Raw genomic sequence first — 25,718 nt, 5'->3', positions numbered from 1 at the left:
CGAACCTCTGGATTGCGTTGGAATGTCATGAACCACGTCACGGTTGTGATCTGTAACTACAACTACGAGCACTATTTGACCGCTGCGATCGAATCGGCGCTCGCGCAGGACTATCCGGCGACGCACGTCATGGTCATCGACGACGGCTCGACCGACGGGTCGCGCGCGATCATCGAGAAGTTTGGAACACGCATTGAACCGATGCTCAAGGAGAACGGCGGCCAGGTGTCCGCTTATAACCAGGCCATCGAGGTGCTCGAAACGGAATATGCGATTTTTCTCGATTCAGACGATGTTCTCTATCCGGGCGCGGTCTCCGAAGTGATGCGGCTTTTCGCATCCGGCGACTGGGCAAAGGTGCAGTTTCGCCTGAATGTCATGGACAGCGCGGGCGCGCCGCTGGGCGCCTATGTGCCTCACACCGACCCGCCTGCCGATTGCGGAAAACTGTTGCTGGATGGCTGGCTGTATCCGTCGCCGCCTGCCTCGGGTAATGCATACCGGGTGAGCGCGCTCAGGCGCATTTTTCCGGTTCCGGAAGCGAACATCAACCGCTACGGAGCGGACTTCTATGCAATCTACGGCACTGCTCTGGTAGGTCGTGTCGCCACAGTCCGACAGTCATTGGGAGGCTATCGCGTGCACAACGCGGGCAGCGTGACAGTGTCGTTCGCAAACTCGGAGCAGATCAACAAAGCGCCGGAAGCGTTCAACCTGAGATGGGCAATATTGAGGAAGATCGCGAGGGACCGGCTACAGGTGGAGCTTCCTCCGGCATTTCACGATTTTTCTTACGAGAAGGCGCACTTTTGCTCAGGCATCTATCGCGCAACGCTCAAGAGCCGGTGGCGCTGGATGATGCGTGATTCTCGCCACTATTTGCACGCCATAGTCGCGAATCCATTCTGGAGCCTCAAGAAAAAACTTGGCACGCTCGTGCTTTCAAGTTTGTGTCTCGTCCCCTATTCGCCACTTTCCGACTTCGTGGTGCGGTATATTTCCAACCCGCTTGCCCGCCGTCGCGTGGCTGGGCGCTGAAGTCCAGCCACGCGCGTACGGAGGACAGAATGGATCGACGAAAGAGCATTCGGCTTATCGGGTTTGTCTACGGCGGCTATTTGATGAGGTATGTGTACCTCATCATCGTGGTGCCGTTTTACGGCAGGATGCTCGGTGTGGCAGGGTACGGCCGGGTACTCGCGTCGATGTCACTCATGAACGTGATATGGATGCTCGTCAACTACGGCTTCAGCCCTGTCGGCATGCGCGATGTGTCGAAAGCGCAATCGGCGGCGGAATGTAACGACATCTTCTCGTTGCATGTGAGCGCGCGTGTTGCGCATGGATTGATGGGCGGATGCATAGGCCTGGTAGCCACAATGTGTTCGCCCGCCTTGTCCGGACGTCCTCTGATCGGTGTACTGGCTACGCTGCTGGGGATCGTGTCGGGAATGAACCTCGGTTGGCTGTTTCAAGGACGTCATCAGTTTCGAACCCCCATCATGATCGAGGTGTTCGGCTTCGTCTTGAGCCTTGTGCTGGTTTTGACCTTCGTAAAAGGACCCGATGACGCCGTGTGGGTGCTTGCGAGCCTGTTGATTGCGGGTGTGGCGTCCACGATCGTCTCCTACGGTCTTACGATCTATCAACTGGGCTGGCCACGTCTCAGGCTGACTGGCATCGTTCCTCTCGTGCGAAATTCGACCATGCTCTTTCTTTACTCCTCCGGGTCGGTCGTATTTACGGCGTCGTCGACTTACCTGTTGACGCTATTGTCCACGCCCGATCAGGTCGGCTATTTCGGCGCGGCTGAACGTTTCGCGACGATCGCGCTCGCGCTGATGGGGCCGGCCGCGCAGGTGTTCATTCCCACCATCACGCGACAGCTCGCACAGGGCGACACCGAAGGCGCGCATGAAACGACCCGGCGCGGCGCCACCTTGCTGATGGGATACGGGCTGCTGATTTTCTGTGGCGCGCTGGCGCTATCGCCTTTCGTTCTGCCTTTGATTCTGGGCGCTTCCTTCGAACCCAGTGCCCACGTACTGCAGATTTTCGCGTGGATGTTCCCGTTCGCTGCGTTTAACGAGTTTGTTGCAGGCTACGTATTTCTGCCGAGAAGGAAGGATCGCCTGCTTGCCACCGTGGGCATCGCCTCGGGCCTGATCAATCTTGTCGCGGCGCTCATTCTTGCGCCCTGGTACGGCGCCATTGGAATCGCATTCGCCCGGGTAATCGGCGAGGCGTTGCTATCGGTCATGCTGGTGGTTGTCGTGATCCGCCTCGAAATGGTGAGTCTCGTGCCGGGTGGCGAGCGGGCGCTCGGGATGGTTCGGGTTGCATGCGGCATCCGGCCTCATACACCTGCAAAGGACGAGTGAATCTGATTGTGAAAGGGGAAGGACCTGGGCCGTAATCTCACAGGAGGTCGAAGTGAAAGTCGCTATTGTTCACGATTGGTTGGTGGTTTCGGGTGGTGCAGAAAAGGTGTTGAAAAATATCATCGAGTGCTTTCCGAAAGCCGACATCTTTTCGGTTGTCGATTTTCTGGAAGACCGCGATTGCGTGAAGGGGAAATCCGTCAAGACTTCCTTCATTCAAAATATGCCGTTGGCGCGCAAACGTTATCGTGCCTACCTGCCGTTGATGCCGATCGCGATCGAACAAGTCGACCTGTCGGGCTATGATCTTGTGATTTCCAGCTCGCACGCGGTTGCCAAGGGCGTTCTTACCGGACCGAACCAGGTCCACGTCAGTTACGTCCATACGCCCATTCGCTATGCATGGGACTTGCAGCATCAATATCTTGCTGAGTCTCATCTAAGCACTGGCATCAAGTCTGTCATGGCGCGCGTCCTGCTTCACTATATTCGCGGATGGGACTCGCGCTCGGCCAATGGCGTGGATCATCTCCTGGCGAATTCCCAGTTCGTTGCCCGGCGGATCAGAAAAACGTACCAACGTGAAGCAACCGTCATTTACCCGCCGGTCGATCTGGCAAATATGACGATGTGCACGCAAAAGGACGACTTTTACGTGACGGCGTCACGCATGGTGCCGTATAAGCGTATCGATCTGATCGTACGGACCTTCTCGCAGACGCCTGAGCGCCGGCTCGTGGTGATTGGCGATGGTCCAGACATGAAGAAGATCAAGGCAGTCGCTGGCGAGAACGTCACGATCCTCGGTCATCAACCATTCGATGTGCTTGTCGATCATTTGCGGCGTGCTCGCGCATTTGTGTTCGCTGCGGAAGAGGACTTCGGTATTTCGGTAGTGGAAGCCCAGGCTTGCGGAACGCCGGTCATCGCATTCGGCAGAGGCGGCGCGCTCGAGTCCATCATCGGTTTGCCGCTTGAACGGCCAACTGGCGTGTTCTTTGGTGAACAGACAGCGGAGTCTTTACTGGCAGCGATAGGCCGGTTTGAGCGTAACGCTACTCTGTTTGACCCCCGTGCATGCCGTAGAAACGCGGAGCGTTTTTCGTCAGAGAACTTCAAAGCGGCACTAATGAATTTTATCGACTCCCGACTCCCATACGGCTTCCTCGAACACTTTCTCCCTTATCCGGTCATGGGCCAGTTACCGGCCAACCAGCGTCATGTTGCTGACGTCGTGTCGTGAGTGTGATGCGTTAGTGGATCTGGCCAAGGAAGGCCCTGACAGATGGGATATGGCGATGGATTTGTGATGAGTGAACATCGATCAGGTATTGAAGCGGCGCCTCGTGCCCATAGGCAAGCATGGAGACCAGCAAAAGGCTGAGGGTGAACCAGATCGGCCCGATGCGCTCAGACTCGACGTTGATAGCGGTCCGTAAAAAGAGTACGGCCACTAGTGCGCCGAGAAGCCAGCCGGAAAATACTTCCGGAAACGAATGGGAGTGGTCCATGATTCGGGAAAAGCCGGTAAGCGCGCCAATCACCATACCGGCGCCGACGCCTGGAAGCGCCGGCAGACGCCACCACTTCAGCTGAAGGGTAATCGCTACCGTCCACACGGCAGTCGACAACATGGCGTGCCCGCTAATGACGCGGAAATCGGTAGCCGGGATGGAGACGCCCCAACCGGCATAGATAATTTTGGTTGCACCGACGATGGCAGTTCCGGCTGCGAGCGCACCGACCAACCGCCATGCGAGACGGGTGTTGAATAATGCCAGCCAGCCGACACAGATAGCCGCTACGGGCACCGTTATGGCGGCGTCGCCTAAGTTCGTGAACAGGGTCCACATGGGATTCTCTCTTCTTCGTTTTCGCAGCCACGCCGGCTCGTCGTGGGGGCAGTCAGAGTGGCAGGTTGCCGTTTGACTTCTGCCGAAGATGTTCGATCGCGGCGGCGTTGACCGACCGTGCTGCCAGCAACAGGGAAATGACAAGAGCAAGGATTAGCACATTCGATGGCGAGACCAGACGATGTTCAGTCGCGGCCATGACAAGAAGGCACACCGACGAGAGTTCAACAAACCGGAAGGCGGCGAAGTTCTGCCCACCGGCGAACAGTGCGGCGGCCGCTGCGCCGTGTTTGCTCCATTCGATCAGTCTCCAGTAAAAGCTCAGCATCAGCGCGAGACCGGCTACGCCCAGTTCCGCAAGGAAGTTCAGGTAAGAATTGTGAGCATGCGAGTCGCTATGTTCGATGATCGCGTCTGAAGGGACGCCCAGCAGATGAAAGTAAGAGGTCACGCTGCCAATATGATCGTCGAATGAACCGAACCCGAGGCCTACGACCGGGCTCTGCTCGAAATAAGCAAGAGCCCGCGGCCACAGCCATTCGTAGCGAATGTTCAGATTGGCAACCTTAGCATCCTGATTCTCAATGGTAAACGTGTAACCCATATAGTCGATCTTCGAATCCGTATGGTAGATCGCCATCGCGACGGAGCCCACGATAAGGCCGGCTAGCAGGGTGGCCAGCATCCAGCGTTTGCGGCCGAAGTAGAGGTAGGGAAGTATCGCCAGAACACCTAGCAACGAGCCCCGGCTGTAGGTGGAGAACAGCATGAGCGCATTGACCGCGAACAAGGCCAGCAGCAGTTTGCTGCGCTTGTGCAGATAGCATGCGATGCCGAGGCAAAGCAGCATGGCGAAGAACCCGCCTGCCGCGTTGCGCGCGATGAAGTAACTGCCAAAGCTGTCGTCGGGACGCGCGAAGATACTGAGTAAGCCATTGTGGGCGATGTAATAAACGTAGGGCGGTATGTTGATTACAACCGCGAACACGAAGAACGTGCGCAGCACTTTATTCAGGTCCCAACGATGCGTGTACAGGCAACCGGCAAAAATAGGCGCGTACGAGATGAAGAAATTGCCGTCACGCCGATAGAAATCGAATTCCAGGAAAGAGCGAGGATCGTAGAGCAGCGTGGAGACCACGACCAGAAGCGTGAACGCGGTGAGAGGCGTCATGAACGCGGGGTAGCTGCGTCCGAAAAAGCGCCACGGACAAAAGACGAGAGGGATCAGCCCAACCGCGCTCACAGGTACCAGATTGGTGACCGTCAGAAATAGTGCGAGTAGCGATATGTAAGCCATTGCGGCTCCAGGTAAACGGATGGCGTACAGTTTTTGGGGACCACTCCGCACTCGCAGAACAAAACTTGGGAGTGGGACGCCAAAAGCCAGCGTGTTACGGACAACGGACAATATCGGCGCTCTATCTTTTACACCAGATCATCAACTCCTTCACGTGGAAGGTACCACGGCTAAAAATTGATTTCCAACCTCCCTGTCTATCAGGCGTGGAAATCGCCTCTGTTTGGTGCACTTGCGAAAACAGGTCCAACGACCTTGGCCAAAACCTCAACTGTTCGCGCCAGGAATGCTGTGGTGCAGCGTAGCCTGACTATGATGAAACAGATCAAGTACTGCTCTTTGGCGCCAGCTTGTCGGTAGGACGTCGATACGTGTCGTTACTGTTGAACGGCATATCAGTGCGATCGTGCCGCAATGCTGTCCACGCTCTCCGGTCGGGCCAGATTGACGGTCAACGCGTGAAGCTTTTGTCACCGGGAACCGCATCGCTGGCTTTGTCCGCCTGATACGGTCGTCCTGTCACACAAGAAACCAATGGCGCGATTGACGGCGCAATGCTTTGAGCGCGGTCGTGGAGATTTCATTCGCCAGCGGGTTTCAATACAAAGGAGCTTTCAATGAGCAAGCCCACGGTAGTTGCCGGCGAGATGGATAGCGAAGCGATTGATCAGGTCCTGGTGGACTTTCCGCCGCTCGTGCAGGTGATTTTGGCCGGTGGGTCAGGGACTCGCCTGTGGCCGGTGTCGCGCGAGCAGTTTCCGAAGCAGTTGATCGACGTGATCGGCAACCAGACGTTGCTACAGGCCACGATGGGACGTATGGCCGGTTTCAGCGCGACGTGGGAGATCGCCGCGGATCCCCTCATCGTGTGTGGCGCGGAGCATTACTTCGCGACTTACGAACAGGCTCGTCAAATCGGCGTGAACGCGCGCATCATCGTGGAACCGGCGCGTCGGGATACCGCACCGGCTCTCACGCTTGCCGCGCTGGCGGCATGCGCTGACGGACCGGATGCCATCCTGATCGCCATGCCCGCGGACCACGCGATTGCGGATCTGGCTGCGCTTCACGAGTCGATCGATATTGCAGCCCGCCATGCACTGAAGGGCGAGATCGCCACACTGGGCATTCCGCCCGACCGCGCCGACACGGGATTTGGCTATATCCGCCTCGGCGACGCGTTGCCGGATGGCGCGCATCGCATCGAGCGTTTTGTCGAGAAGCCCGCTGCGGAGCTTGCTGCGCAATATGTTGAATCCGGCCATTACTGGTGGAATAGCGGCATATTCGTGGTTCGGTCGTCCGTCTGGCTGGCGGCTATCGAGCGTTTTCAGCCCGAGATGTACGCTGCCTGTGTGCGGGCCTATCAAGGTGCCAGGAAAACCGACGAATGCGTCATCCCCGACGCAGCCGGGTTCCTGAGTTCACCATCCGATTCGATCGATTACGCAGTGATGGAGCAGGTGGGCAAGCCTGATTCGCCGTTCAGCGGAATTGTGGTGCCGCTCGAAGCGGGCTGGTCGGATCTCGGTTCATGGGATGCGGTGTGGCAGGCGATGGAAAAGGACGAGTGCGGCAACGCTTCGAACGGGCGCGTCCTGTTCGAAGGCGCAACCGCCACTTATGCGCGCTCGCAAGGCGGCAGGCTGGTTGCGTGTGTCGGCACGAACAACATGATCGTGATCGATACCGACGACGCCGTGCTGGTTGCGGACCGCTCGCACGTGCAGGACATCAAGGCACTGGTGTCGCGCATCAAGCGCGAGAAGTCTCCAGAAGCCGACGCGCATAGAAAAGTCCGTCGTCCATGGGGCTTCTACGATTCGATCGATCATGGCGACCGTTTCCAGGTGAAACGAATCGTCGTGATGCCGGGCGCGCGTCTGTCGCTGCAAATGCATCACCACCGCGCGGAGCATTGGGTCGTGGTGTGCGGTACCGCCCTAGTCACTCGCGGGGAAGAGCAGTTCCTTCTGGGCGAAAACGAGTCGACCTACATTCCGCTTGGCATACGCCATCGTTTGGAAAATCCCGGCTGTGTACCGCTTCAGATCATCGAGGTGCAGTCGGGAACGTATCTTGGCGAAGACGACATAGTCAGATTTGACGACAAGTACGGACGATGCGGCTAAATCAGTTCCGATGACCCGGCGGGCTCCTGGGGGGCTGTGATGCGATTGATTACTGGTCTACTGGCAAGACTGTTCGACGGCGCGATGATCCTGACCGGCGCACTCGTGGCCTCGCAGATCCGCTTCGGCGATGCCTCCCAGCGAGGTTTCTATTTTGCGTTCGTGGCTTTCGCCGCCGCGTTTTCGTTCGCTGTTTTTCCGGCGCTCGGAGTTTACGAATCCTGGCGCGGGCGGTCGAAGAGAGCGTTGGCGGGGCAAATTGCGCTCGGCTGGCTCATGGTGCAGGCCTGCGCGATGGCGTTGATGTTCTCGTTACATCGCATCGACTTCGTCTCGCGTCTCTGGTTCGCATATTGGACAGGCATTTCAGGCGGCCTGATGATTGCCGGCCGCATGATGACACACGTGCTGCTGGGCCGGGCGCGCAACGCGGGTCTGAATCTGCGGCAGGTTGCCGTGGCAGCATGCGGGGACCATTGCGATGAGATCATTCGCAAGATGGAGATGTCACCGGCCGCTGGCTTTCGGCCCAACGCGCTGTATAACGTGCAGCCTGATACCACGGTAACGACCACGACATCGGTGCGTGTCTTTGAAGAGCATGCAAGCTTCATTCGATACGTGCGTGAACAGCAGATCTGCGAAGTCTGGCTGGCATTGCCACTGACCGAGGAGCGCACGATTCTCAGGCTGGTCGACGAGTTTCGCAATGATCTGATCAACATACGATTCATGCCCGACGTGCGTACGTTGGCTCTGTTTGAAGGAAGTGTCACAGACCTGCTCGGCGTGCCGACCATCAATCTGGCCGCGTCGCCGTTGCCGCCCAACGCGCTGGTACAGAAAGAATTGTTCGACCGTCTCTTTGCGCTGTGCGCGCTGATCGCGGTGTCGCCCGTCCTGCTTGCGTGTGCAGTTGCGGTGAAGCTGAGTTCGCCCGGACCGGTATTTTTCAAACAGCGCCGCAAAGGGGCAGACGGGCGCGTCTTCACGATCTTCAAGTTTCGCACCATGCGTCTGCATGCACAGAAGCATGGCGTGCTCGAGCAGGCTATTCGCGGCGACACACGGATCACCAAAGTGGGTGGATTTCTTCGTCGCACGAGCCTTGATGAATTACCGCAATTCTTTAACGTGCTACGCGGCGATATGTCGGTAGTGGGGCCCCGTCCTCACGCACTCGAACACGACGATCTCTACCAGAACATTGTCTCCGGTTACATTCATCGTTATCGCATCAAGCCTGGCATTACTGGCTGGGCGCAGATTAACGGGTTTCGCGGCGAGACCGATCGAATCGAAAAAATGGAGGGCCGCGTAGCACATGATCTGTATTACCTCAGGAACTGGTCATTCAGACTTGACGTAAAGATCATTTGCGCGACCGTATTCAAAGGGCTACATCATCCTAATGCTTATTGAGCCTGAATCGAGGTCCCAGTAATACGTTGCGGGGAGTCGAGCATTGGGAGCAAGCTGCGGGGGCGCGGTTGCAGGCGATTCAGAGCGTCAAACGGAGACAGGGATGTGAGCGAACGGTTGTGGTGCGTCCATATCGAAGGACTTAACGACTTCATTGTCGCGGATTGTCAGCGAGCGGCTGAGGAAGAGGCATCCGCCATTAACGCGTACATAGACAGCGCCGGAACAGGCCAACGCACGGCGCTCCTGAGAGCGGTGGTGATCGAATGGCCATTCGACAGCGCCGATCATGCTCGCGCGCTGGAGGAAGACTGCAATGACGTCCAGCATATGCCGCACAGACGACCGTCTGCGAATCGATCCGGCGGCGTCCTTTTGAATATGGCGCGACGTGTAAAAAAGCTGGTGTCGGTGGCGCGTGGTAAGCAACGCTGACTGTACATGCACAGCAGATTTAATGTGATCTGCGGCTGGCCCCGGCTCAGCGGACACACGTGAGTCACTCCCATGGCTTGGTCGAAATGCATTTTCTTGGCTCTACCGACCAGGCCGTGCACCGGGTATTGTGAGCGTTGTTCCTCGTGGAGACGCTCATGGCTACCTCACTTCGCTTCGTTCACCTCGACACGCCCGATTCGCTGTTGCCCGCATTCGACGTCATGCGTCAGTTGCGCCCGCATCTAACGGATGCGCGCTCGTTTGCCGCTCAAGTGGCCCGGCAGAACGCCGAAGGCTATCGCCTGCTGGCTGCGTCCGACGCGGGCCGCGTGGTCGGCCTCGCCGGTTATCGCACGCTGACCAATCTGCTGTATGGCCGCTTCGTCTATGTCGACGATCTGGTTGTCGATGGCACGCTGCAACGTGGCGGCGTTGGCGCGCAACTGCTCGACGCCGTACGGCAGATAGCGCGCGAAGCCGGCTGCGCGCACTTCGTGCTCGACACGGGCCTTCACATGCCACTTGCGCAACGCTTCTATTTCCGCAATGGGCTGCTCGCACGAGGCATGCACTTCGTCGAACCACTCGCCCCTCTTTCCCATCCTGCCGCGCTTACGTCATGAGAATTTTGCTACTCAATGCCAGCCCGCATGGCGAGGCGAGTCACGGTTACCGTTTCGCCGACGAGATCGTCGGCATGCTACGTGGGCACGCCGCAGCCGCTGCATCGGCCATCGAAGTGATCGAACGCGACCTCGCAGCCGCACCGCTGCCGCCGGTAGCCCGCGACTATGCCCGCGCCATCACATCGCGCACGCCGGATAAGGCGCACTTCAGTGTCTCAGAGCAACTGATCGGTGAAATCGAAACGACGGATGCGCTCATTATCAACACGCCGATGCACAACTTCACGGTGCCGGCAGCGCTCAAGCTGTGGATCGATTACACGCTGCGCATTCATCGCACGTTTGCTTCGACACCGGACGGCAAGGTTGGACTGATGCGCGACCGGCCGACCATCGTGATCGTCGGTTCGGGCAGTGTCCATAGCGGCGAACACGCACGGCAGCCGGATTTCCTGACGCCGTATCTGCGCTACGCGCTCGGCTCGATCGGCATTCACAGCGTGCGGTTTCTTCTCTTGCAGGGGCTTGTGAGGGGCGAAGCGACGGTGGCCGACGAGCTCGATGCAGCGCGCGTCCAACTCACCGACGATGCGGTCTTCGCTTCGCTCGCCGTGCAGGCGGCCGGTAGCGCGAGGACGGCGGCGGGTGCGGCTGCGCGCAGCGCATAGCGCGCGCCGGACGGAATGCGTTCCGTAAGCGCTCTTGCCGCATCGTGCGAAGGCGTGCCGCGCGGCGCCAATCGGAGATCTGCGTACATGCCCCGCGCGTCAGCCGTCCAGACACGCGCGCAAGCTTCGCGCGAGACGGCCGGCTTCACGCGCATCGGCGATGTTCGCGAAGCCCATCACGAGACCGCGCCGCGCACGCCGCGTACGGGCATTTGCGTACCAGATCGAAAGCGGCAGCACTGCGAGCCCCGCCTCGCGGGCTCGCGACGCGACGGCGACGTCGTCGACCGGGCCATCCGGGCCCTCGGCGAACTGCACCGCGAACTGGATCCCACCTGGCGGCAAATCGACAATCAACCGTTCGCCAAACGTCTGCTCTAGCGCGTGCACGATCAGCTTGCGCCGCTCGCTGTACAACGCACGCATCCGTTTCAGATGACGCGCAAAATGCCCCTGTCCAATGAAATCCGCCACGGCCGCCTGCAAGAGCGTCGGCGATCCGGCGTTCATGCTGCGCGCCACCCGCCCGACGCGCTCGACGGCTCGCTCTGGCACCACCACATACGCGAGCCGCAAACCGGGAAACATCACCTTGCTGAACGTGCCGCAATAGACCACGCGATCGCGCCGGTCGAGGCTCTTCAACGGCGGCAATGGCCGGCCGACATAACGGAACTCGCTGTCGTAGTCGTCTTCGATAATCCAGCTGGACGCTTTCTCTGCCCAGTCCAGCAGCGCCATGCGTCTGGCGAGCGACAGCGTGTGCCCGAGCGGGCTTTGATGTGACGGCGTGACCACCGCGAAGCGCGCTTGCGCATCCAGCAACGTGCCGCGCTCCACATCGATCCCTTCGCCATCCACCGGCACCGGCACGAGGTGCACGCCGGTCTCGGACAGAAAACTACGCGCGAGCAGATAACCGGGATCCTCGAACCATACGTGATCGTTCGGGCGGGCGAGACTACGCAACACGAGTTCCAGCGTCGCACGGTAGCCGCCGGTGACGAATACCTGTTCCGGCAGGCAGGTCACGCCGCGCGAGAGCCCGAGATAGGTGGCGATATGTTCCCGCAACGGCCGGTAGCCGGCCGGATCCGGGTACGCGAGCATCGCTCGGTCGCCGCTGCGCGCGCGCTGCGCAACGAGCCGGTTCCATACCTTGCCCGGAAATGCGTCTAGCGCGGGCAACCCCGGTTGCAACGGCAGCGGCTCGCCGCTCATGGCGGCAGCGATGCCCAGTTGGCGCGGCGCCGGTTGGCCGCCGCGCGATTCGCCCGGTGTTACCGGCGCGCCGGTTCCTTCGGTGCTCTGGCTACCGTGCGCGTCCCGAACACTTTGCGTGCGCGACGAGCGCATCACCGTTGCCGGCAGCGACCGTGATACGAATGTGCCCGCCGCACCGCGCATCTGCAGGTAGCCCTCGTCGACGAGGATCGTATAGGCTAGCTCGACCGTGCCGCGCGCCGTGTTCAGCTGCGTGGCGAGGCCGCGCAGCGCCGGCACACGGTCGCCGGGACGCAGATGCCCCGCGGCGATCGCGGTCCTGAAACGCTCGCAGATCTGCAGATAGATCGGCAGCTGCTGCTGCCGATCGATTTCGATAGTCAATGGGGGAGTCGGCACGGTCATGACGGTCTCTCGGACAAGGGGCACGGAAGCGACTTGGACTAGTCGGCTCAACGATTCTTGTCACTTCTCTATAGAACATGATTCTTCCACAATAGCCTCAGGCGATGCGACGGCGGCCAGCAGTTTCACAATACGATGTCCGCCAGCGCCCCGCACGTTCAATTACTTTCATCTGGAGAATTTGCCATGAAGATCGTCGTAATCGGTGGTTCCGGCCTGATCGGCTCACGTGTGGTCAAACTGCTCAGCGAGGCGGGCCATGTGGCAGTCGCTGCGTCGCCGCGTACCGGTGTGAACGCGGTGACGGGCGAGGGCCTGAGCAATGCGCTGGTGGACGCGGACGTCGTACTGGATGTAACGAACGCGCCGTCATGGGAGCCGCAGGCGGTGCTCGACTTCTTCCGCACCTCGGCGCGCAACCTCGGCAAGGCCGAAGTGGCCGCAGGCGTGCGCCATCATGTTGCGCTATCCATCGTCGGCTGCGACCGCTCGCCGGAGAACGCGTATTTCGTTGCCAAGGTCGCGCAGGAAGAAGCGATTGAAGCGGCGGGTGTACCGTACACGATCGTGCGCGCGACTCAGTTCATGGAGTTCATCGGCGGTATCGCGGATTTCAGCACGGACAGCGGTACGGTGCGCATCGGCGAAGGACTGTTTCAGCCGATCGCCGTAGACGATGTCGCGGCAATTCTCGCGCAGATCGCACAGTCTGCGCCGCTAAACGGCAGGGTCGACATCGCCGGCCCAGACCGCGCGCCCTTTGCGGAGATCGTCGCGCGTTATCTGAAATCGGTAGGCGACGCGCGCCCGGTGGTGACGGATCGCGATGCGCGGTACTACGGCGGTCTTGTCGAAGAACAATCGCTCGTGCCGCTCGGCGACGCGCGGATCGGCCGTGTTAGTCTCGACCAGTGGCTGGCACAGGCGAAAAAAGCATGAGCCGGTCGCAAAAGGTTGTCGTCGTTACTGGCGCATCGCAAGGCATTGGTGCCGAAGTCGTCAAGGCATTTCGCAAGCTGGATTACCGCATTGTCGCAACCTCGCGTTCGATCAGACCGTCGGAAGATCCGAACATCCTGACGATTGCCGGTGATATCGGTGATCCGGCTACCGCCCAACGTGTCATTTCCGAAGGCGTTGCAAAGTTTGGCCGGATCGACACGCTGGTGAACAACGCCGGCATTTACATCGGCAAGCCTTTCACCGAACACACCGCGGAAGACTACGCCGCTGTGGTGAACGTGAATGTGGCGGGCTTCTATTACATCACGCAGCTCGCCATCGCCGAAATGGAAAAGTATTCGAGCGGCCACGTGGTGAGCGTGACTTCCAGCACCGCTGACGCTGCAATCAGCGGCTCGTATTCGGTACTGGCAGCCCTGACGAAAGGTGGTCTGAACGCCGCCACGAAGTCACTGGCGATTGAATACGCCAAGAAAGGGATTCGCGTGAATGCCGTCGCGCCGGGGATCATCAAGACGCCGATGCACTCGCCGGAAACCCACGAAGCGCTGGGCGCTTTCCATCCGCTCGGGCGCATGGGCGAGATGAGCGATATCGCCGACGCGATTCTGTTCCTTGATTCGGCATCGTTCATCACGGGAGAAATCCTGCACGTCGACGGCGGCCAGAGCGCCGGGCGCTAAAATTCGTTGGGCACCGCATGCCGGTGCCCTTTCCTGTCTCTGCAGCAAGTACATCATCCGCGAGTCCCTGGAAGCAGGCGGCTCGACAACGTCGGGGCGGCCACGCGCCCCGACTTGCCGACCATCAAACTCCGCTATCAAGCAGGAGCCAATGGTCGGCCGTCCCGCGTTCAGGACACCTGGCTGCCGAAGTTCGATTGACCGTTGCCAGAATTTGATGACTGACTGCCAGAGTCCAGTTCCATCGCCAGACTGCCAAGGACCAGCCCCGCGTCTACCGGAGCCGGCTTACTTTCAGGGGACTCCATCACTATGCTTCCGTTCGGGCTCGCTTCCTTCTGAAATTGCTCAATACGGGCTTTCATTTGCTGCGCGAACTCAGGGGTAGCAAAAGGATCTGGGAGGCTGTCCTCGAATTCCCGCGCTGAAACGGAACCATCCCCGTTCTCATCCATTGCTTTGTATAGCGAGGCCGCTTGAGCATTTGTCCCACCGCCGGCCACCACTTGATGACCAAGTTCGGATAACGAAATCATGCCGTCACCGTTCTGGTCCGTCGCGGCCGAGACTTCATTCTTGTAAAGCGACGAAAATGATGTCGACATTAGCGTCATTCCCAGTTTTGCGAAATGGTCGATAGTGGCGGCATTCGCTTTCGCTACGTCCGCATCTGTTTGGGCGTCTTTCGCGGACGCACTCTGCGCGTCCTTGATCACATTTGCCGCTGCTCCGGCCGACGACTGCCCGTTGCTCCCCGCTACTGAGAACTTTTGTTGAGTCTTTTTCGCTTCCTGATTGACGAAGTTTGAGTAAAACGACGGCAACGAAGGCATCACCCTCATAGAGCTCTCCAATGTAGTTGAAAAAATTGTGTGATCGCCGATTTCGATGCTCTTCACTGGACAATCAACTACCTCTGTCCTTAAAAATTAAATTGTGCGAAATTTGCATTTAAATCGCCGAACCACACTCAGAAGATTAGCAACGGCGCCATCGTCTAAAGCCTGAAGAAGACGGGGTTTAGTGCTCTATTTCCGCTTTGAACTCTTCTCAGGACGTATCGGATCAATTTCGCGGCCCGATTCGTCTGTTGGAATTCCGTGAATTAGATTGGACACCGTAGCTATTTCCGGGATGCCTGCTATACGCTGCTGTCCGCCGAAGCGTGCGCGTCTTCACGACAAAGTGCGCTTCTTTTAATTGTCGACGCCAGCGAGGCAACCGCTACGCCTGCCACAATCAATATGCTGGCAAGGAAGATCGTCGACCAGTCGCGGTCTGTGACCTGTCCTGCAAGCGCCAGGCCCAACATCGACAGTACCGGCGTGCTGTATGCCAGGATGCCGATCTGCGACGCATTGCCCTGCCGCAACGCGCGATCCCACAGCATGAAAGAAATGCCGAGCGGGCCGAGACCAATGGCGGTCATCCACAGCCAGTCGCTGCCGGACGGTGTGAAGGCACGCTCAAATAGCAGATGACTGGCAATCGCCAGAAGGCCGGCACCCAGGCAAAACCCGCCGACAGCCCACGACGAAAACGGCGGCAGCCATCTGGCGCCAAGCGAATACACGGCCCAGACAACGGCCGCTAGCAACGCCATCGCATAGCCGACGCCATGCGCCATACTGAACGCAAGGCTGCCCGAAGTGGAGCCAATCGCGACAACGCAGCCGCCGAAGCCGAGCATCGCGCCGGCAATCTTTGCGGCGCAATCAGCACCGCGCCGTAGTGAGGTGCCGAGCAGGACCAGCAGCAGGGGCCACAGGTAGTTGATCAGGTTTGCCTCGGTGATGGGGGCGAGCCGGAATGCCATGACCAGGCTGACGTGATACACGAACAGGCAGATGGTGCCGAACGCCATCGTCCGCAAGGGCACGCGCCATTCGCGAGCGCGCAGGAGACATGTCACACTCCCCAACGACAGGGCCACGCCCGTCAGCATGAGCGGAGGCACTTGCGGCGCGTGGGAGACCAGCGTCGCAAACGACGCCCAGAGGATAATCGCGCCGGCCGCGCAGAGCCACGAAACCAGATTCATGCCGCCATCCCCACTGTCGAAGTCTCGATGTCGCGTCGCACCCGGTCGGGCAGATCGAGCGCACGAATCTGCTCGGTCATAAAATCGATGAAGACGCGAATGCGCGTCGGCAAATGCTGCCGGTTCAGATAACAGATGTAGTGCCCACGATCGTCGGGCGCATGCCTCGCGAGCGCGACAACGAGCTCATTGGCCGCGATGTGATCGCAGACCTGATAGCCGGCCATCTGCGCAATGCCGGAGCCCTGCAGAACCGCATGCAAGACCAGGTCGGCATCGTTCAAGGTGAGGCGGGCTGTCGGCAGGTATTTCCGCACGCGGCCATCGACCTTGAACTCCCATTCGAACACCCGGCCGCTGGAGAAGCGAAAGTTGATGCATTCATGCTGACACAGCTCTTCCACCGTATGCGGCAGGCCGTGCGCTTTCACGTAGGATGGTGCGGCGCAAAGTGCCATCTGCATCGGAATCAGCTGTTTGGCGACGATGCTGGAATCTTCGATGCGCCCGTTGCGGAACGCCACGTCGATCTGCTCGGAGGCAAAGTCCGTCGGCCGGTCGTCGAGCAGCAGATCGATCGCAATGTCGGGGTAGGCCTTGATAAACTTTTCCAGCAGCGGCGCCACCACCTTCCTGCCGAAGCCCACCGTCGAGCTGATGCGGACCAGGCCGCGAGGGGGCCCCTGGCGAAGCTCGAGCATGTCGTTCACGGCTTCCACGATGTGCGCGACACCCTGGTGACAGTTCTCGAAGAACCGCTGGCCTTCGCGCGTCAATTGTGTGGTGCGCGTGGTGCGCAGAAACAGCCGCGTACTCAACTGCGTTTCCAGCCTCTGGACGTTCCGGCTCACGGCCGATCTGCCCACGCCCAGACGTTCGCTGGCCTTGGCGAAACTGCCCTCGCTCGCCACCGCCATGAATGCCATGATGCCCGCATAGCTCGCGGCGATACTTGTGGAAAGCGCGTCAGCGCGATTCGACAAACCGAGGCGAAAGCAGCATTCCAATGTGTCCGGTTGATTCAATTTCTTCCCCAAAAAGGAAATCCAATGCGGCCTGGCTCCCCGTGCACTGCGGCATCCTCGCTGCCGTCACGTGCGTTCCAGGTGTTTCTTCCAACTGATTCTGAGATCTTCAAGTAGTGCTGCAGGCGCGTTTTGCTCCTGACAAGGAGTCGTCGCCTGGTATTTGCGTATCAGGTGTAAGCAGGGCCCTTCGCATTCTTGAGCAGGCCAATGAACGGCTTGAGCGCGCTGCGCCGCTCGCGCTCGCCATGACGGCAGCCAGGTAGCTCTCGCGACTCGGGAGCGAGGAAGGACTGCATGAAGGAAAAGTAGAGGGAGGAGTTGGGAACATCGCGAATGGCGCCACGTGCCACGTAGTAGACCGGCGCTTAAAGTGAAGGCGCCACGTGCGGTAGCAGCGTGCGATGGTCGGTTGAAAACGTTCATCGTCGCTGCCGCACGTGGCGGATCCACCACTCCGGTCATTGCAACCGCCAGGGCGGTGCCAGAAGGTTAGCCGAAGGAAGCTTGCGGGTTACCCGCCGCCAATGCCTCGGTACGATTCGGCGCCGGCGGGTAGATCCACTGCGTGTTGATGATCTGCTTCCGCGCCTTGCCTTCGGCGTTCGTCAGTTTGATCTGCCGATCCCAGCCTTCCGAATAGATAGCACCCCATTCGCCAAGGTCGACACAAGTGGCATAAAACGGTTGTCTATATTCCAGGGTCGGGACACCGATCAGATCTGCGGCTACATTATGTCCGCCGAATTGCCCCATCACGATGGCGTGCTGACAGGACATCAATGCGTAGCGCCCGTTATCGTCGCATAGCGCTTGCGCCACATCACCCGCCACAAACACATCAGGTGCTTCTGCTACGCGAAGATCCAATGCCACCTCGACACGTCCTAGCGGATCAAGACGCGAAGAAACTTGCGCAGCCAGTGAGCTGGCGCGCATGCCTCCCGCCCAGATTACCGTCCTGGCTTCAATATGGCTTCCCGACGCAGTGCGAACCCCGTCTGCATCGACCGACACCACGCCAGATCCCAGTACGGCCTCAACGCCCAGTGAGTTGAATGCTTCAGATACGAACGGGCGAGGATTAGGTCCGAGATCGGGACCAATCTCGGCCTGAGAGCCCACAACGACAACCCGGATAGCGGCATCAGGGCCAAACGTCTGGCGCATTCGCGTAGGCAGCTCGGTCGCGACCTCGATGCCCGTAAAGCCACATCCCACCACGACAACCGTGTTGCGCGCACGCGAATCCGGCTGTCTCGCCAACTCTTCCAAGTGGCGTTCGAGTACGACGGCATCCTCAATGCGATCGACAGAGAAAGCGTACTCTGCAAGGCCCGGAACCGGTGGCCTGCTCAGTTTGCTGCCGCTTGTCAACAGCAGCCGGTCGTATGAGAGCGTTCGCTTCTGGCCATTTGCGGCCACTACACTCACTGTCTTTTCATGGACGGAAATCTCTTCGACCATGCCCTCGAGATAATTCACGCCAACGGCCTCGAGCAGTGGCAGCAGCGGAGCAGCCATACGCTGCGGCTCGCTTTCGTACAGCCGCGGCCGGATCTGCAACTCCGGCTTCGGCGAAATCAGGGTGATTTCAACGTCACTGGTCGATACGCACGCAGCATCGAGTACGCGAGCTGCGCCCAGCGCACCCCATACCCCGGCGAAGCCGGCACCTACTATCAGGATCTTCTGCGACATGATTATTGCCTTCTGTTAGAAAATTGCGAATTCGACGACAGGTACCGGACTCACGACAACCGATACCCTGCTTCGTTACGCGGTGATCTTTCACGACGCCGTACGGTGACCCATCTCCGGGATAACGCCAGCTCCTCCCGAGATACGCATCCTCGAATAGTTGACAGGCTCTATTGTCGCGACTGTTCTCGCCATGTATTGATCCGGCTTACAGAAAGGTAGTTGGTCCAGTTTCAAAATACCTGAACGATACCGGTCGCCGGGTGAGCAAATTTGCGATATTGTCTGCGTCCGGCACAGCCCGTCCAGGCGGTCAATGAGCGGTACTGCGCAATGAAGACTGAGTGCGATCAGTGATGCACGTTCGGGTCATCGTGCAGCGTCACGGCCGCACGGCTGCCCGATTGCGACGACCCGGCGGCCACGCCGCCACGGCCACGCTGCATATCGGCTGTGTCGTCGTGTTCGGCGGCGGGCGCTCCGGCAATTTGAACGCGCTGTGGCGTCGGTGCACCGACCGAGGGCCGGTAGAAAGGTGCCGGGCCGTAGCCGCTGGCGAACGCAGGCGCAGCCAGCGATGCACCGAGCGCGGTGAGCAGTGCAGCGACAAGTTTGGTCTTCATGGTAGAACTCCAGGAAAGGATGGCGAACTGAATGAGAGGCGGGAGCGCGATCTTCATCTTGCCGGCCGGGAAGGCCATCGCGCGGATGAGAGAGATGGACCCGCTGGCGGCGAACAGTTGTGCCGGATGGGTGCCATCGCCAGCGCTGCGGACGGTGCCGTTCCAGCCACCGTCCGAAGTGTGGGTTTTTCCGGCGGGGAGGATTTTTCGAACCGGGTCATGGCGCATTCCTTAGGCCACGGCACGCCGCGAACACGCAAATGCGGATGCTGGCGGCAAGCCGGAAAAAGCAAAAGCCAAAAGCGTCGCTGCACGAAGATGCTTACTTCTCTGGCACGAGAACGGGCGCGCCCTTGTCCTTCAAAAGAAGCACGATGAACTTCGCAGGTTCGGTCTGGCTTGCGTTGCGCCCGACCGTGTGCACGTCGTTCGGGCCTTCATAGAAGGTCTGTCCAGGCGTCAGCGTAACTTCCTTGCCGCCCTTGACCTGCATCACTATCGAACCCTCCAGCACATAAATAAAGGCGTGCGCATGATGCCGGTGGACGGGGTCGACGGAGCCTGGCGGATAGGTCACGGTGATCATCAGCGCTTCCTTGCCCGGGTAGTCGTCGAGCGGCTTTGTGAGTAGCGGCGTGACAGCGGCTTCGGGAGCCGCGGCACACGCCGTGCCGACAAGCACGCCTGCGACAGCGAGCATGGCGATTGCAGTGTTCTTCAGGCGAAACATGGTGTGCATTCCAGGTAGCGTAGCCCGCACGCGGGACGGTGATGAAGAAGAACGATTACACAGTCCTTCGGCAGATTGCTGAACTCAAGGAATCTCTTGAAGAGTTCCGGCGATTGCTGGATGTCGTTGATACGCGCGTCATGGACTTCTCCTCGCGACGACGGCAAATACCCGCACTTGGCGGATGTCGTTAGCGGCAGGGCGCCGCATGAAGGTATCGTAGGTCGACGCCGCGTAGCGCGGTAGACGCGCAAACGGGCTCACGGTGTTGCCCCTTTGGCACCAATCAAAAGCGGGCGGGCGCGTGCAGGCCGGAGAAAAATCAGCGTTCAGGTATTGCCGTGCGCTGCGGTGATACGCGCTGGCATGTCGCGATTGCGCTGCACCAGAATACTAACGAAGTGCCCGCCGTTTGTTTCGGCTGAATGCGCCGGTTCGAGCTTGCCTTCCAGATTGAGGCGCCCACTGGTGCCGTGGCGGAAACGGTGAGTGTCCTGATACATATCTACCGGGGCAGGGATTCGATACCTATCATTCCGACATGCAGCGCGGTGACTCGACTGAGTTGACGAGTCGTCGAGGTCGTTAGTGGAGGGCACCATGTTTCGTCTCGGACCTCTGTTAGTGCTAGTTGGCTGGATTATGGTATGTGCGATCAATGTCGGACTTGCAATTGCACTCTCGTTCAGCGGCATTCTCTGAAGTCAGCTATCTGGCTCCCCAAGTACTGAATTCATCGCAGGTACGACATGGGTGGTTCGCCATGGAAAACTCAGACATTGATTGTCCCGGAGCTTCGCCGGCGTCGGCGCGCACAAAACGCGCTATCGAAGTTGGTGCCCATCTTGTTAGTGAGCGAGAAGGCTATACGCACCATGGAATTTATGCGGGGCATGGACAGGTGATTCACTACGGAGGTTTTCTCCACTCCGCGAAACGGCACCCCATTGAATATATTCCGTTGCGTGATTTCGCGGCAGGAAAAGGGATAAAAATTCAGCCGGAACCAGACGCCATACATACCGGAACAGAAGCGGTGGAGAGGGCCAGGTCCCGCCTCGGCGAAGACCGATATCGATTGCTGACCAATAACTGCGAACACTTCTGCACATGGTGTGTGCTAGGTGCCGGACGTAGTCAGCAGGTACGTCGATGTTTAAGGAATCCATGGACAGGTATCAAGACGCTGTTTGCACTTGCGGCGGACACTTTCCGTGACCTCGCGGAGCCGAATCGCCAGAGCAGTCACCGGTTAGGTCGCGCGACGAGTCGCCAGGGTCGGACTGGATGTGCCCCACGCTTTTCAACGCAGAATTTTTTACGCGGCTATCTGATGGGCCAGAAAATGAGCATTCAGTCAAACACCAGACCACGCGCATCAGGCGCACTGAAGCTGGGGGTGCCGGAAGTCGAAGTGGATACGCGCAACAACACGGGCCCGCAGCTCGGCGCGGCCATGAACACGTCGTATCGTACGGATGTGTTTGTCGGGTACGGAGCACAGGCGGATGCCGAGATCGCGAATACCATCGTGCGGAACATTGTCCCTTTGCATACGGGGTCCGCGGGCAACGTCGTATCGTCGATCCCTTTCGCAAAGCGCGAGGCAAGCGACAGGAGCGGCACTAAACGACACGCAGGCTAAATCGCATCCCGAACAGTCGGGGGTGAACAACCCCGACTATATGAGCGCCATGGCGAACCTTCACGCGACGCTCGGCGGCAGCACGGATCAGGCCGCAGCGTTTTTCGAACATGCGTTGAACGCGCAGGCCGCGATGCTTGGATTGAACGATATTTTCTGGCTCTCGTCGATGATCTTCATCGCGATCATTCCGCTGATCTGGCTGACGAGACCTGGCAAGGGCGATGGTGGTGCGGCGGCGGTGGGTGCGCACTGAGCTCTTCGTAACAGGCTGGCGCACCAGGCGCCAATTTCTACAGGCTCATTCACTCTGGTACTAGCAATTTTCTTACCCCTAAACTCGTCATGCATCTGGGAAAATCATACAAATTCTCCGAGTTCCTGGTCTGGACCAGAAGGCAGATCTATGGGCTTCTCATCTGCGGAACGGTACCGGTTGTTCTTTATAAAACGCTGGGTCTAAGCTGGCTATCCGTACCGCTGACCGTCGTTGTTCTGCTCGGTACTGCCACGTCGTTCATTGTGGGCTTCAAAAACGCCCAGACATACAGTCGGGCGATGGAAGCGCAGCATATCTGGACATCGATCCTGAGCGCGAGTCGGCTTTGGGGCGTTATTGCCCGGGATTTCCCTGCCAATGCGGAGATTTCGAAAGAACTGGTGTACCGGCATCTGGCGTGGCTCACGGCCTTACGTTATGAGCTCAGGCGGCCGCGGGTCTGGGAAAGTACTGACAAACCGTTCAACGCCGAATACCAACGCTACTATAGTATTCCTGAGCGCGAGATTGGGATTCAGGATCTGCTGCCCTTGTACCTGCCCGCTGCGGAAACAAAGCAGGTGTTGTCGAGTGCAAGTAGGCCAACCCAGGTTTTAAGCCTGCAAGGTGCGGCTATCAGCCGGCTGCTCGCTTCCGGGAAGATCAGCGGCAGCTTTTACATGGAACTGGAAAGGACACTCCGGGAGTTGATTGACCAGCAAGCTAGTGCCGAGCGACTCAAGAACTTTCCTTATCCGCGTCAGTACGCAACAATTAATACGCTGTTCGTGCGGTTCTTTTGTCTGCTTTTTCCTTTTGGCTTGCTGCAGGAGTTCAACAAACTTAACGAGGGCGTGACGGGATTCATGCACGGCAACATGGTTTGGCTCGTCGTCCCTTTTAGCGTCATGGTTTCGTGGATGTACACCTCGCTTGAGCAGGTCGGGGAGAGCACTGAAAACCCGTTTGAGGGCGGCGCCAACGATGTGCCAATTTCAATGCTCTGCCGGACTATCGAATGCGAGCTAAGGGAGATGCTTGGCGATGCCGAAATGGCTCCCATGCCGGACCAGGAGACTGACGTCGTGCTTTAATTCGGAAGTTGATTAGAACGACCTGGCGGGAGCCCGCTCAAGACCGGTGGATCGGTTGCGCATCTGAATCGAACCAGCATGGCTTTACAACAGCCCGTGTTGGAACGCGAGGAGTATTGTCGTGTTTCATCTGAAATCCAAACGAGTCTTATCCAGCAGCATGCGCGTCCTCGTATCTGTGTTGATGCTGGCAGAAGTCAGAACACAGGCAAATGCGGCCGAGGTCATGCGTGCGGCGGGCGCCGAAGCCTCTAATGCTGCAAGCTTTTCGTCGGGAAGCCCTTTCGTAGGTGACGACCCAGTTGCCATTCGGGACAGGATGGTGAACCAGCACATGAGTGCCGGCTCGCCTTCCCTGGGCGATCGCGTCCTGAACCTGATCCACATTCCAACCGGTAAGCAGCGCTCCAATTCCGACCTGACGGAAGCCAGTCTTGCTCGCGAACTGACTTTTGTTATACCCGTCTCGTACGGGATACGGTATCAGGCAGACAAACACCGGTTGACGGTCAACGTGGATTTGGCCGGCGACGACAATCCGGGGGGCATCCTCCTCAAGAAGACAATAGTCGGACCAAGCGGTCGAAAGCTTGTGGTCGCGCCGGAAGCGAGGTCCAAAGGATTCATTCAGCGTGTCGACACAATCGAGCTTGAGTCTGGCGAAGGTAAGAAGACCAGGGTTCACGGACGCGTGACACTCTCACCGGCTGCGCACGCAGAAGCGGATGGGGACTACGCGATTGTCCTCAAGGGGCACCTGGTGCCACCCTATTTCAACGACCGGATCGATCACAGCGATCCTACCGATGACGAGCCTACTGACATCACGACAAGAACCTTCAGGTTATACGTTGATATCAGTGCCATCTGGCTGGTTAGCCCACAGCGCGGTGTGGTGCTGTCGAAGGCGCTGCATCTTTCGAAGTAGCGCAAGCTGGCAGCTCGTCGCGAAGCAGATCATTCCAACGCGGACTATCGTTTGCGCGTCGCTCGCATGCGCATGTGTGCCTCGCCCGGCATGCGCCCTATGCCTGCTGCAACCATGTGTGCTACCCCGGCCGCAAGCACTTGCTGGCGTGGACCCTTGCTCCCGATCGGCAGGGCCGAACGTTAGCCCATTTTCCAGTGGTGTTGATTGTTGCTACCGCGACAACACGGTGAGGTCCTTCGCGGGGCTACTGCCGTTCGGCAACCGCGCATACGATTTGTCCTGACGGTGGCAGCGAAAGCTACCTGAAGCGAACCAGGTAGACACGGCACCGTATCAGCGATATGCAGATTGCCGCATTGTTTATGTACTGGAAGGGTAGTGAGTCGTGGTCAGGCGATGACGATCTTCGCTGCTGCACCGTCAGGATGCCGGTCAGTGCCGGGTCTGCTTCGGGCAGACCGGTCCAGGCGATGAACGATCTTCAAGACGGGTATACGTAGGCCAGAAGGAGAGCATCATGTTGTCGAATGAAGTGATCGCGCGGTACGGCGTGTTAGTCGTATTCCTGAATGTGCTGGGTTCTTCGCTTGGTCTGCCATTGCCTGTCATACCGACATTGATTACGGTTGGCGCAGGCATTACGCTCGCTACACGTGGTGCGTCGCCGACGTTGTTGCATTTCGCGACGATAATCGGCGCCGCTATGATTGGCGGCGTGCTCGGTGACCTGGTCTGGTTTCAGGGCGGCAAGCGGTACGGCGAAAGCACGCTTCATATCGTTTGCAAACTGTCGTTGTCGCGCGAAACGTGCGTCAGAAAAACGGAACGCTTCTTTGGCCGCTGGGGCGTCCGCGTGCTGATCGTTGCGCGGTTCCTACCCGGCTTATCGCTCGTTGCCGTGCCGCTGTGCGGTGCGATGGCCGTCAGGTTGCGTACCTTTATCTTGCACGATGGCGCAGGCGTTGCGCTATGGGCGTCGGTTGGATTGACTATCGGTGCAATCTTCGCCTCGCAGATCGACGGGGTTTTCGCACTTGTCTCCCATCTTGGCTGGCATACGTTGTTCGTGATCGGCATCGCCCTGGTGCTTTACGTGGCGTATCGATACTGCCGGAGAGTCTTGCTGGCAAAAGCGCTCGAAAAGGCGCGGATCAGCGTGGGCGAGTTGCATGCATTGCTGGCGAACAATCCGCGGCCAGTGGTGTTCGATATCCGCTCCGCCGAGCGGAGAATGCTTGATCCGTTTGTTATTCCAGGCGCCGTGCTTGCCGATGAACGGAAACTTCAGCAGATTGTCGAGTGCTATGGGGTGAACCGGACGCTGGTCATCTATTGTTCGTGTCCCAACGACGTGTCTGCGGCGTGGATGGCCAGGCGGTTGCGGCGGGCCGGCGTCAAACTTGCATTGCCGCTTTTGGGCGGTATCGGTGCATGGCGCGCGGCGGGCTTCGAAGTCGATCCGATGATGGTGGCAACCGGTGTTGTCGTCAGCGGAGAAGGGAGGGAACTTCTTGCGCATTGACTGGCAGCCAGCCTGTCCCACGAGAAGCCCTCTGGCAGCGCTTGTGCTTTAA

Annotated in this window: 24 protein-coding genes and 1 pseudogene; 14 read left to right on the top strand and 11 right to left on the bottom strand. The window is 58.9% G+C overall.

Features of this window, described 5'->3' with window-relative positions:
- Positions 1-27: 27 nt before the first annotated feature.
- From PQR27_RS30430 to PQR27_RS30420, 3 genes are read left to right on the top strand one after another with little or no spacing between them, the layout of a single operon-like run.
- Complete coding sequence (locus tag PQR27_RS30430; RefSeq protein ID WP_408527277.1) at positions 28-1,038, top strand: glycosyltransferase family 2 protein; 1,011 nt, start codon at positions 28-30, stop codon at positions 1,036-1,038.
- Positions 1,039-1,067: 29 nt separating this feature from the next.
- On the top strand, positions 1,068-2,381 hold the full coding sequence (locus PQR27_RS30425) for a lipopolysaccharide biosynthesis protein (protein ID WP_408527276.1): 1,314 nt from the start codon (positions 1,068-1,070) through the stop codon (positions 2,379-2,381).
- A 52-nt stretch (positions 2,382-2,433) separates the two neighbouring features.
- Positions 2,434-3,624 carry a glycosyltransferase family 4 protein gene (locus tag PQR27_RS30420; protein WP_408527275.1) on the top strand — a complete coding sequence of 397 codons (1,191 nt, stop codon included), beginning with the start codon at positions 2,434-2,436 and terminating at the stop codon, positions 3,622-3,624.
- Positions 3,625-3,634: 10 nt separating this feature from the next.
- Here the strand turns inward: PQR27_RS30420 and PQR27_RS30415 are convergent, their stop codons facing one another.
- Both PQR27_RS30415 and PQR27_RS30410 read right to left on the bottom strand, forming a co-directional pair.
- A complete protein-coding gene (locus PQR27_RS30415) occupies positions 3,635-4,234 on the bottom strand; it encodes a phosphatase PAP2 family protein (RefSeq protein ID WP_408527274.1) in 600 nt (199 codons plus the stop codon).
- 52 nt (positions 4,235-4,286) lie between these two features.
- Entirely contained in the window at positions 4,287-5,534 is a 1,248-nt protein-coding gene (locus tag PQR27_RS30410) for an O-antigen ligase family protein (RefSeq protein ID WP_408528355.1), read from the bottom strand.
- Between the two features lie 617 nt (positions 5,535-6,151).
- On the opposite strand from PQR27_RS30410, the gene PQR27_RS30405 reads away from it, so the two are divergent.
- Both PQR27_RS30405 and PQR27_RS30400 read left to right on the top strand, forming a co-directional pair.
- Positions 6,152-7,666 carry a mannose-1-phosphate guanylyltransferase/mannose-6-phosphate isomerase gene (locus tag PQR27_RS30405; protein WP_408527273.1) on the top strand — a complete coding sequence of 505 codons (1,515 nt, stop codon included), beginning with the start codon at positions 6,152-6,154 and terminating at the stop codon, positions 7,664-7,666.
- A 39-nt stretch (positions 7,667-7,705) separates the two neighbouring features.
- Positions 7,706-9,088, top strand: a complete 1,383-nt coding sequence (locus tag PQR27_RS30400; RefSeq protein ID WP_408527272.1) for an undecaprenyl-phosphate glucose phosphotransferase — start codon at positions 7,706-7,708, stop codon at positions 9,086-9,088.
- An 87-nt stretch (positions 9,089-9,175) separates the two neighbouring features.
- On the opposite strand, the gene PQR27_RS30395 is transcribed toward PQR27_RS30400, so the two are convergent.
- Positions 9,176-9,418, bottom strand: coding sequence for a hypothetical protein (locus PQR27_RS30395; protein WP_408527271.1), 243 nt, complete (start codon positions 9,416-9,418; stop codon positions 9,176-9,178).
- 263 nt (positions 9,419-9,681) lie between these two features.
- On the opposite strand from PQR27_RS30395, the gene PQR27_RS30390 reads away from it, so the two are divergent.
- Positions 9,682-10,149, top strand: coding sequence for a GNAT family N-acetyltransferase (locus PQR27_RS30390; protein ID WP_408527270.1), 468 nt, complete (start codon positions 9,682-9,684; stop codon positions 10,147-10,149).
- Positions 10,146-10,820 carry an FMN-dependent NADH-azoreductase gene (locus PQR27_RS30385; protein WP_408527269.1) on the top strand — a complete coding sequence of 225 codons (675 nt, stop codon included), beginning with the start codon at positions 10,146-10,148 and terminating at the stop codon, positions 10,818-10,820. The genes PQR27_RS30390 and PQR27_RS30385 overlap by 4 nt, the downstream gene beginning before the upstream one ends.
- A 99-nt stretch (positions 10,821-10,919) precedes the next feature.
- On the opposite strand, the gene pdxR is transcribed toward PQR27_RS30385, so the two are convergent.
- Positions 10,920-12,449, bottom strand: coding sequence for a MocR-like pyridoxine biosynthesis transcription factor PdxR (gene pdxR, locus PQR27_RS30380; RefSeq protein WP_408527268.1), 1,530 nt, complete (start codon positions 12,447-12,449; stop codon positions 10,920-10,922).
- A 186-nt stretch (positions 12,450-12,635) separates the two neighbouring features.
- On the opposite strand from pdxR, the gene PQR27_RS30375 reads away from it, so the two are divergent.
- A complete protein-coding gene (locus PQR27_RS30375; protein WP_408527267.1) occupies positions 12,636-13,388 on the top strand; it encodes an SDR family oxidoreductase in 753 nt (250 codons plus the stop codon).
- A complete protein-coding gene (locus tag PQR27_RS30370) occupies positions 13,385-14,095 on the top strand; it encodes an SDR family NAD(P)-dependent oxidoreductase (RefSeq protein ID WP_408527266.1) in 711 nt (236 codons plus the stop codon). The genes PQR27_RS30375 and PQR27_RS30370 overlap by 4 nt, the downstream gene beginning before the upstream one ends.
- A gap of 170 nt (positions 14,096-14,265) precedes the next feature.
- On the opposite strand, the gene PQR27_RS30365 is transcribed toward PQR27_RS30370, so the two are convergent.
- The 7 genes from PQR27_RS30365 to PQR27_RS30335 form a co-directional block, all read right to left on the bottom strand.
- Positions 14,266-14,994, bottom strand: coding sequence for an EF-hand domain-containing protein (locus tag PQR27_RS30365; RefSeq protein WP_408527265.1), 729 nt, complete (start codon positions 14,992-14,994; stop codon positions 14,266-14,268).
- Positions 14,995-15,236: 242 nt separating this feature from the next.
- Positions 15,237-16,136, bottom strand: coding sequence for a DMT family transporter (locus tag PQR27_RS30360; RefSeq protein ID WP_408527264.1), 900 nt, complete (start codon positions 16,134-16,136; stop codon positions 15,237-15,239).
- Positions 16,133-17,062 (bottom strand): LysR family transcriptional regulator, encoded by a 930-nt coding sequence (locus PQR27_RS30355; RefSeq protein WP_408528354.1) that lies wholly within the window; start codon positions 17,060-17,062, stop codon positions 16,133-16,135. The genes PQR27_RS30360 and PQR27_RS30355 overlap by 4 nt, the downstream gene beginning before the upstream one ends.
- A 591-nt stretch (positions 17,063-17,653) precedes the next feature.
- Positions 17,654-18,862 carry an NAD(P)/FAD-dependent oxidoreductase gene (locus PQR27_RS30350; RefSeq protein ID WP_408527263.1) on the bottom strand — a complete coding sequence of 403 codons (1,209 nt, stop codon included), beginning with the start codon at positions 18,860-18,862 and terminating at the stop codon, positions 17,654-17,656.
- Between the two features lie 350 nt (positions 18,863-19,212).
- Positions 19,213-19,485: a hypothetical protein gene (locus PQR27_RS30345; RefSeq protein WP_408528353.1), complete on the bottom strand. Its 273-nt coding sequence runs from the start codon at positions 19,483-19,485 to the stop codon at positions 19,213-19,215.
- Positions 19,486-19,807: 322 nt separating this feature from the next.
- A complete protein-coding gene (locus tag PQR27_RS30340; RefSeq protein ID WP_408527262.1) occupies positions 19,808-20,215 on the bottom strand; it encodes a cupin domain-containing protein in 408 nt (135 codons plus the stop codon).
- A gap of 329 nt (positions 20,216-20,544) precedes the next feature.
- Positions 20,545-20,718 carry a hypothetical protein gene (locus PQR27_RS30335; protein ID WP_408527261.1) on the bottom strand — a complete coding sequence of 58 codons (174 nt, stop codon included), beginning with the start codon at positions 20,716-20,718 and terminating at the stop codon, positions 20,545-20,547.
- A gap of 260 nt (positions 20,719-20,978) precedes the next feature.
- On the opposite strand from PQR27_RS30335, the gene PQR27_RS30330 reads away from it, so the two are divergent.
- The 5 genes and pseudogenes from PQR27_RS30330 (at position 20,979) to PQR27_RS30310 (ending at position 25,666) form a co-directional block, all read left to right on the top strand.
- On the top strand, positions 20,979-21,860 hold the full coding sequence (locus PQR27_RS30330; RefSeq protein ID WP_408527260.1) for a lecithin retinol acyltransferase family protein: 882 nt from the start codon (positions 20,979-20,981) through the stop codon (positions 21,858-21,860).
- Between the two features lie 10 nt (positions 21,861-21,870).
- A pseudogene (locus PQR27_RS30325) lies at positions 21,871-22,116 on the top strand (DHA2 family efflux MFS transporter permease subunit); the annotation flags it as partial.
- A gap of 89 nt (positions 22,117-22,205) precedes the next feature.
- On the top strand, positions 22,206-23,213 hold the full coding sequence (locus tag PQR27_RS30320; RefSeq protein ID WP_408527259.1) for a bestrophin family protein: 1,008 nt from the start codon (positions 22,206-22,208) through the stop codon (positions 23,211-23,213).
- Between the two features lie 121 nt (positions 23,214-23,334).
- Positions 23,335-24,141 carry a hypothetical protein gene (locus tag PQR27_RS30315; protein WP_408527258.1) on the top strand — a complete coding sequence of 269 codons (807 nt, stop codon included), beginning with the start codon at positions 23,335-23,337 and terminating at the stop codon, positions 24,139-24,141.
- 520 nt (positions 24,142-24,661) lie between these two features.
- A complete protein-coding gene (locus tag PQR27_RS30310) occupies positions 24,662-25,666 on the top strand; it encodes a DedA family protein/thiosulfate sulfurtransferase GlpE (RefSeq protein ID WP_408527257.1) in 1,005 nt (334 codons plus the stop codon).
- Positions 25,667-25,718: the final 52 nt, after the last annotated feature.

Source organism: Paraburkholderia fungorum (assembly GCF_046027215.1).
Taxonomy (GTDB): Bacteria; Pseudomonadota; Gammaproteobacteria; order Burkholderiales; family Burkholderiaceae; genus Paraburkholderia; species Paraburkholderia fungorum_D.
Note: the sequence above shows the minus strand (reverse complement) of the source record. Positions and strands in the feature narration are given on the sequence as shown.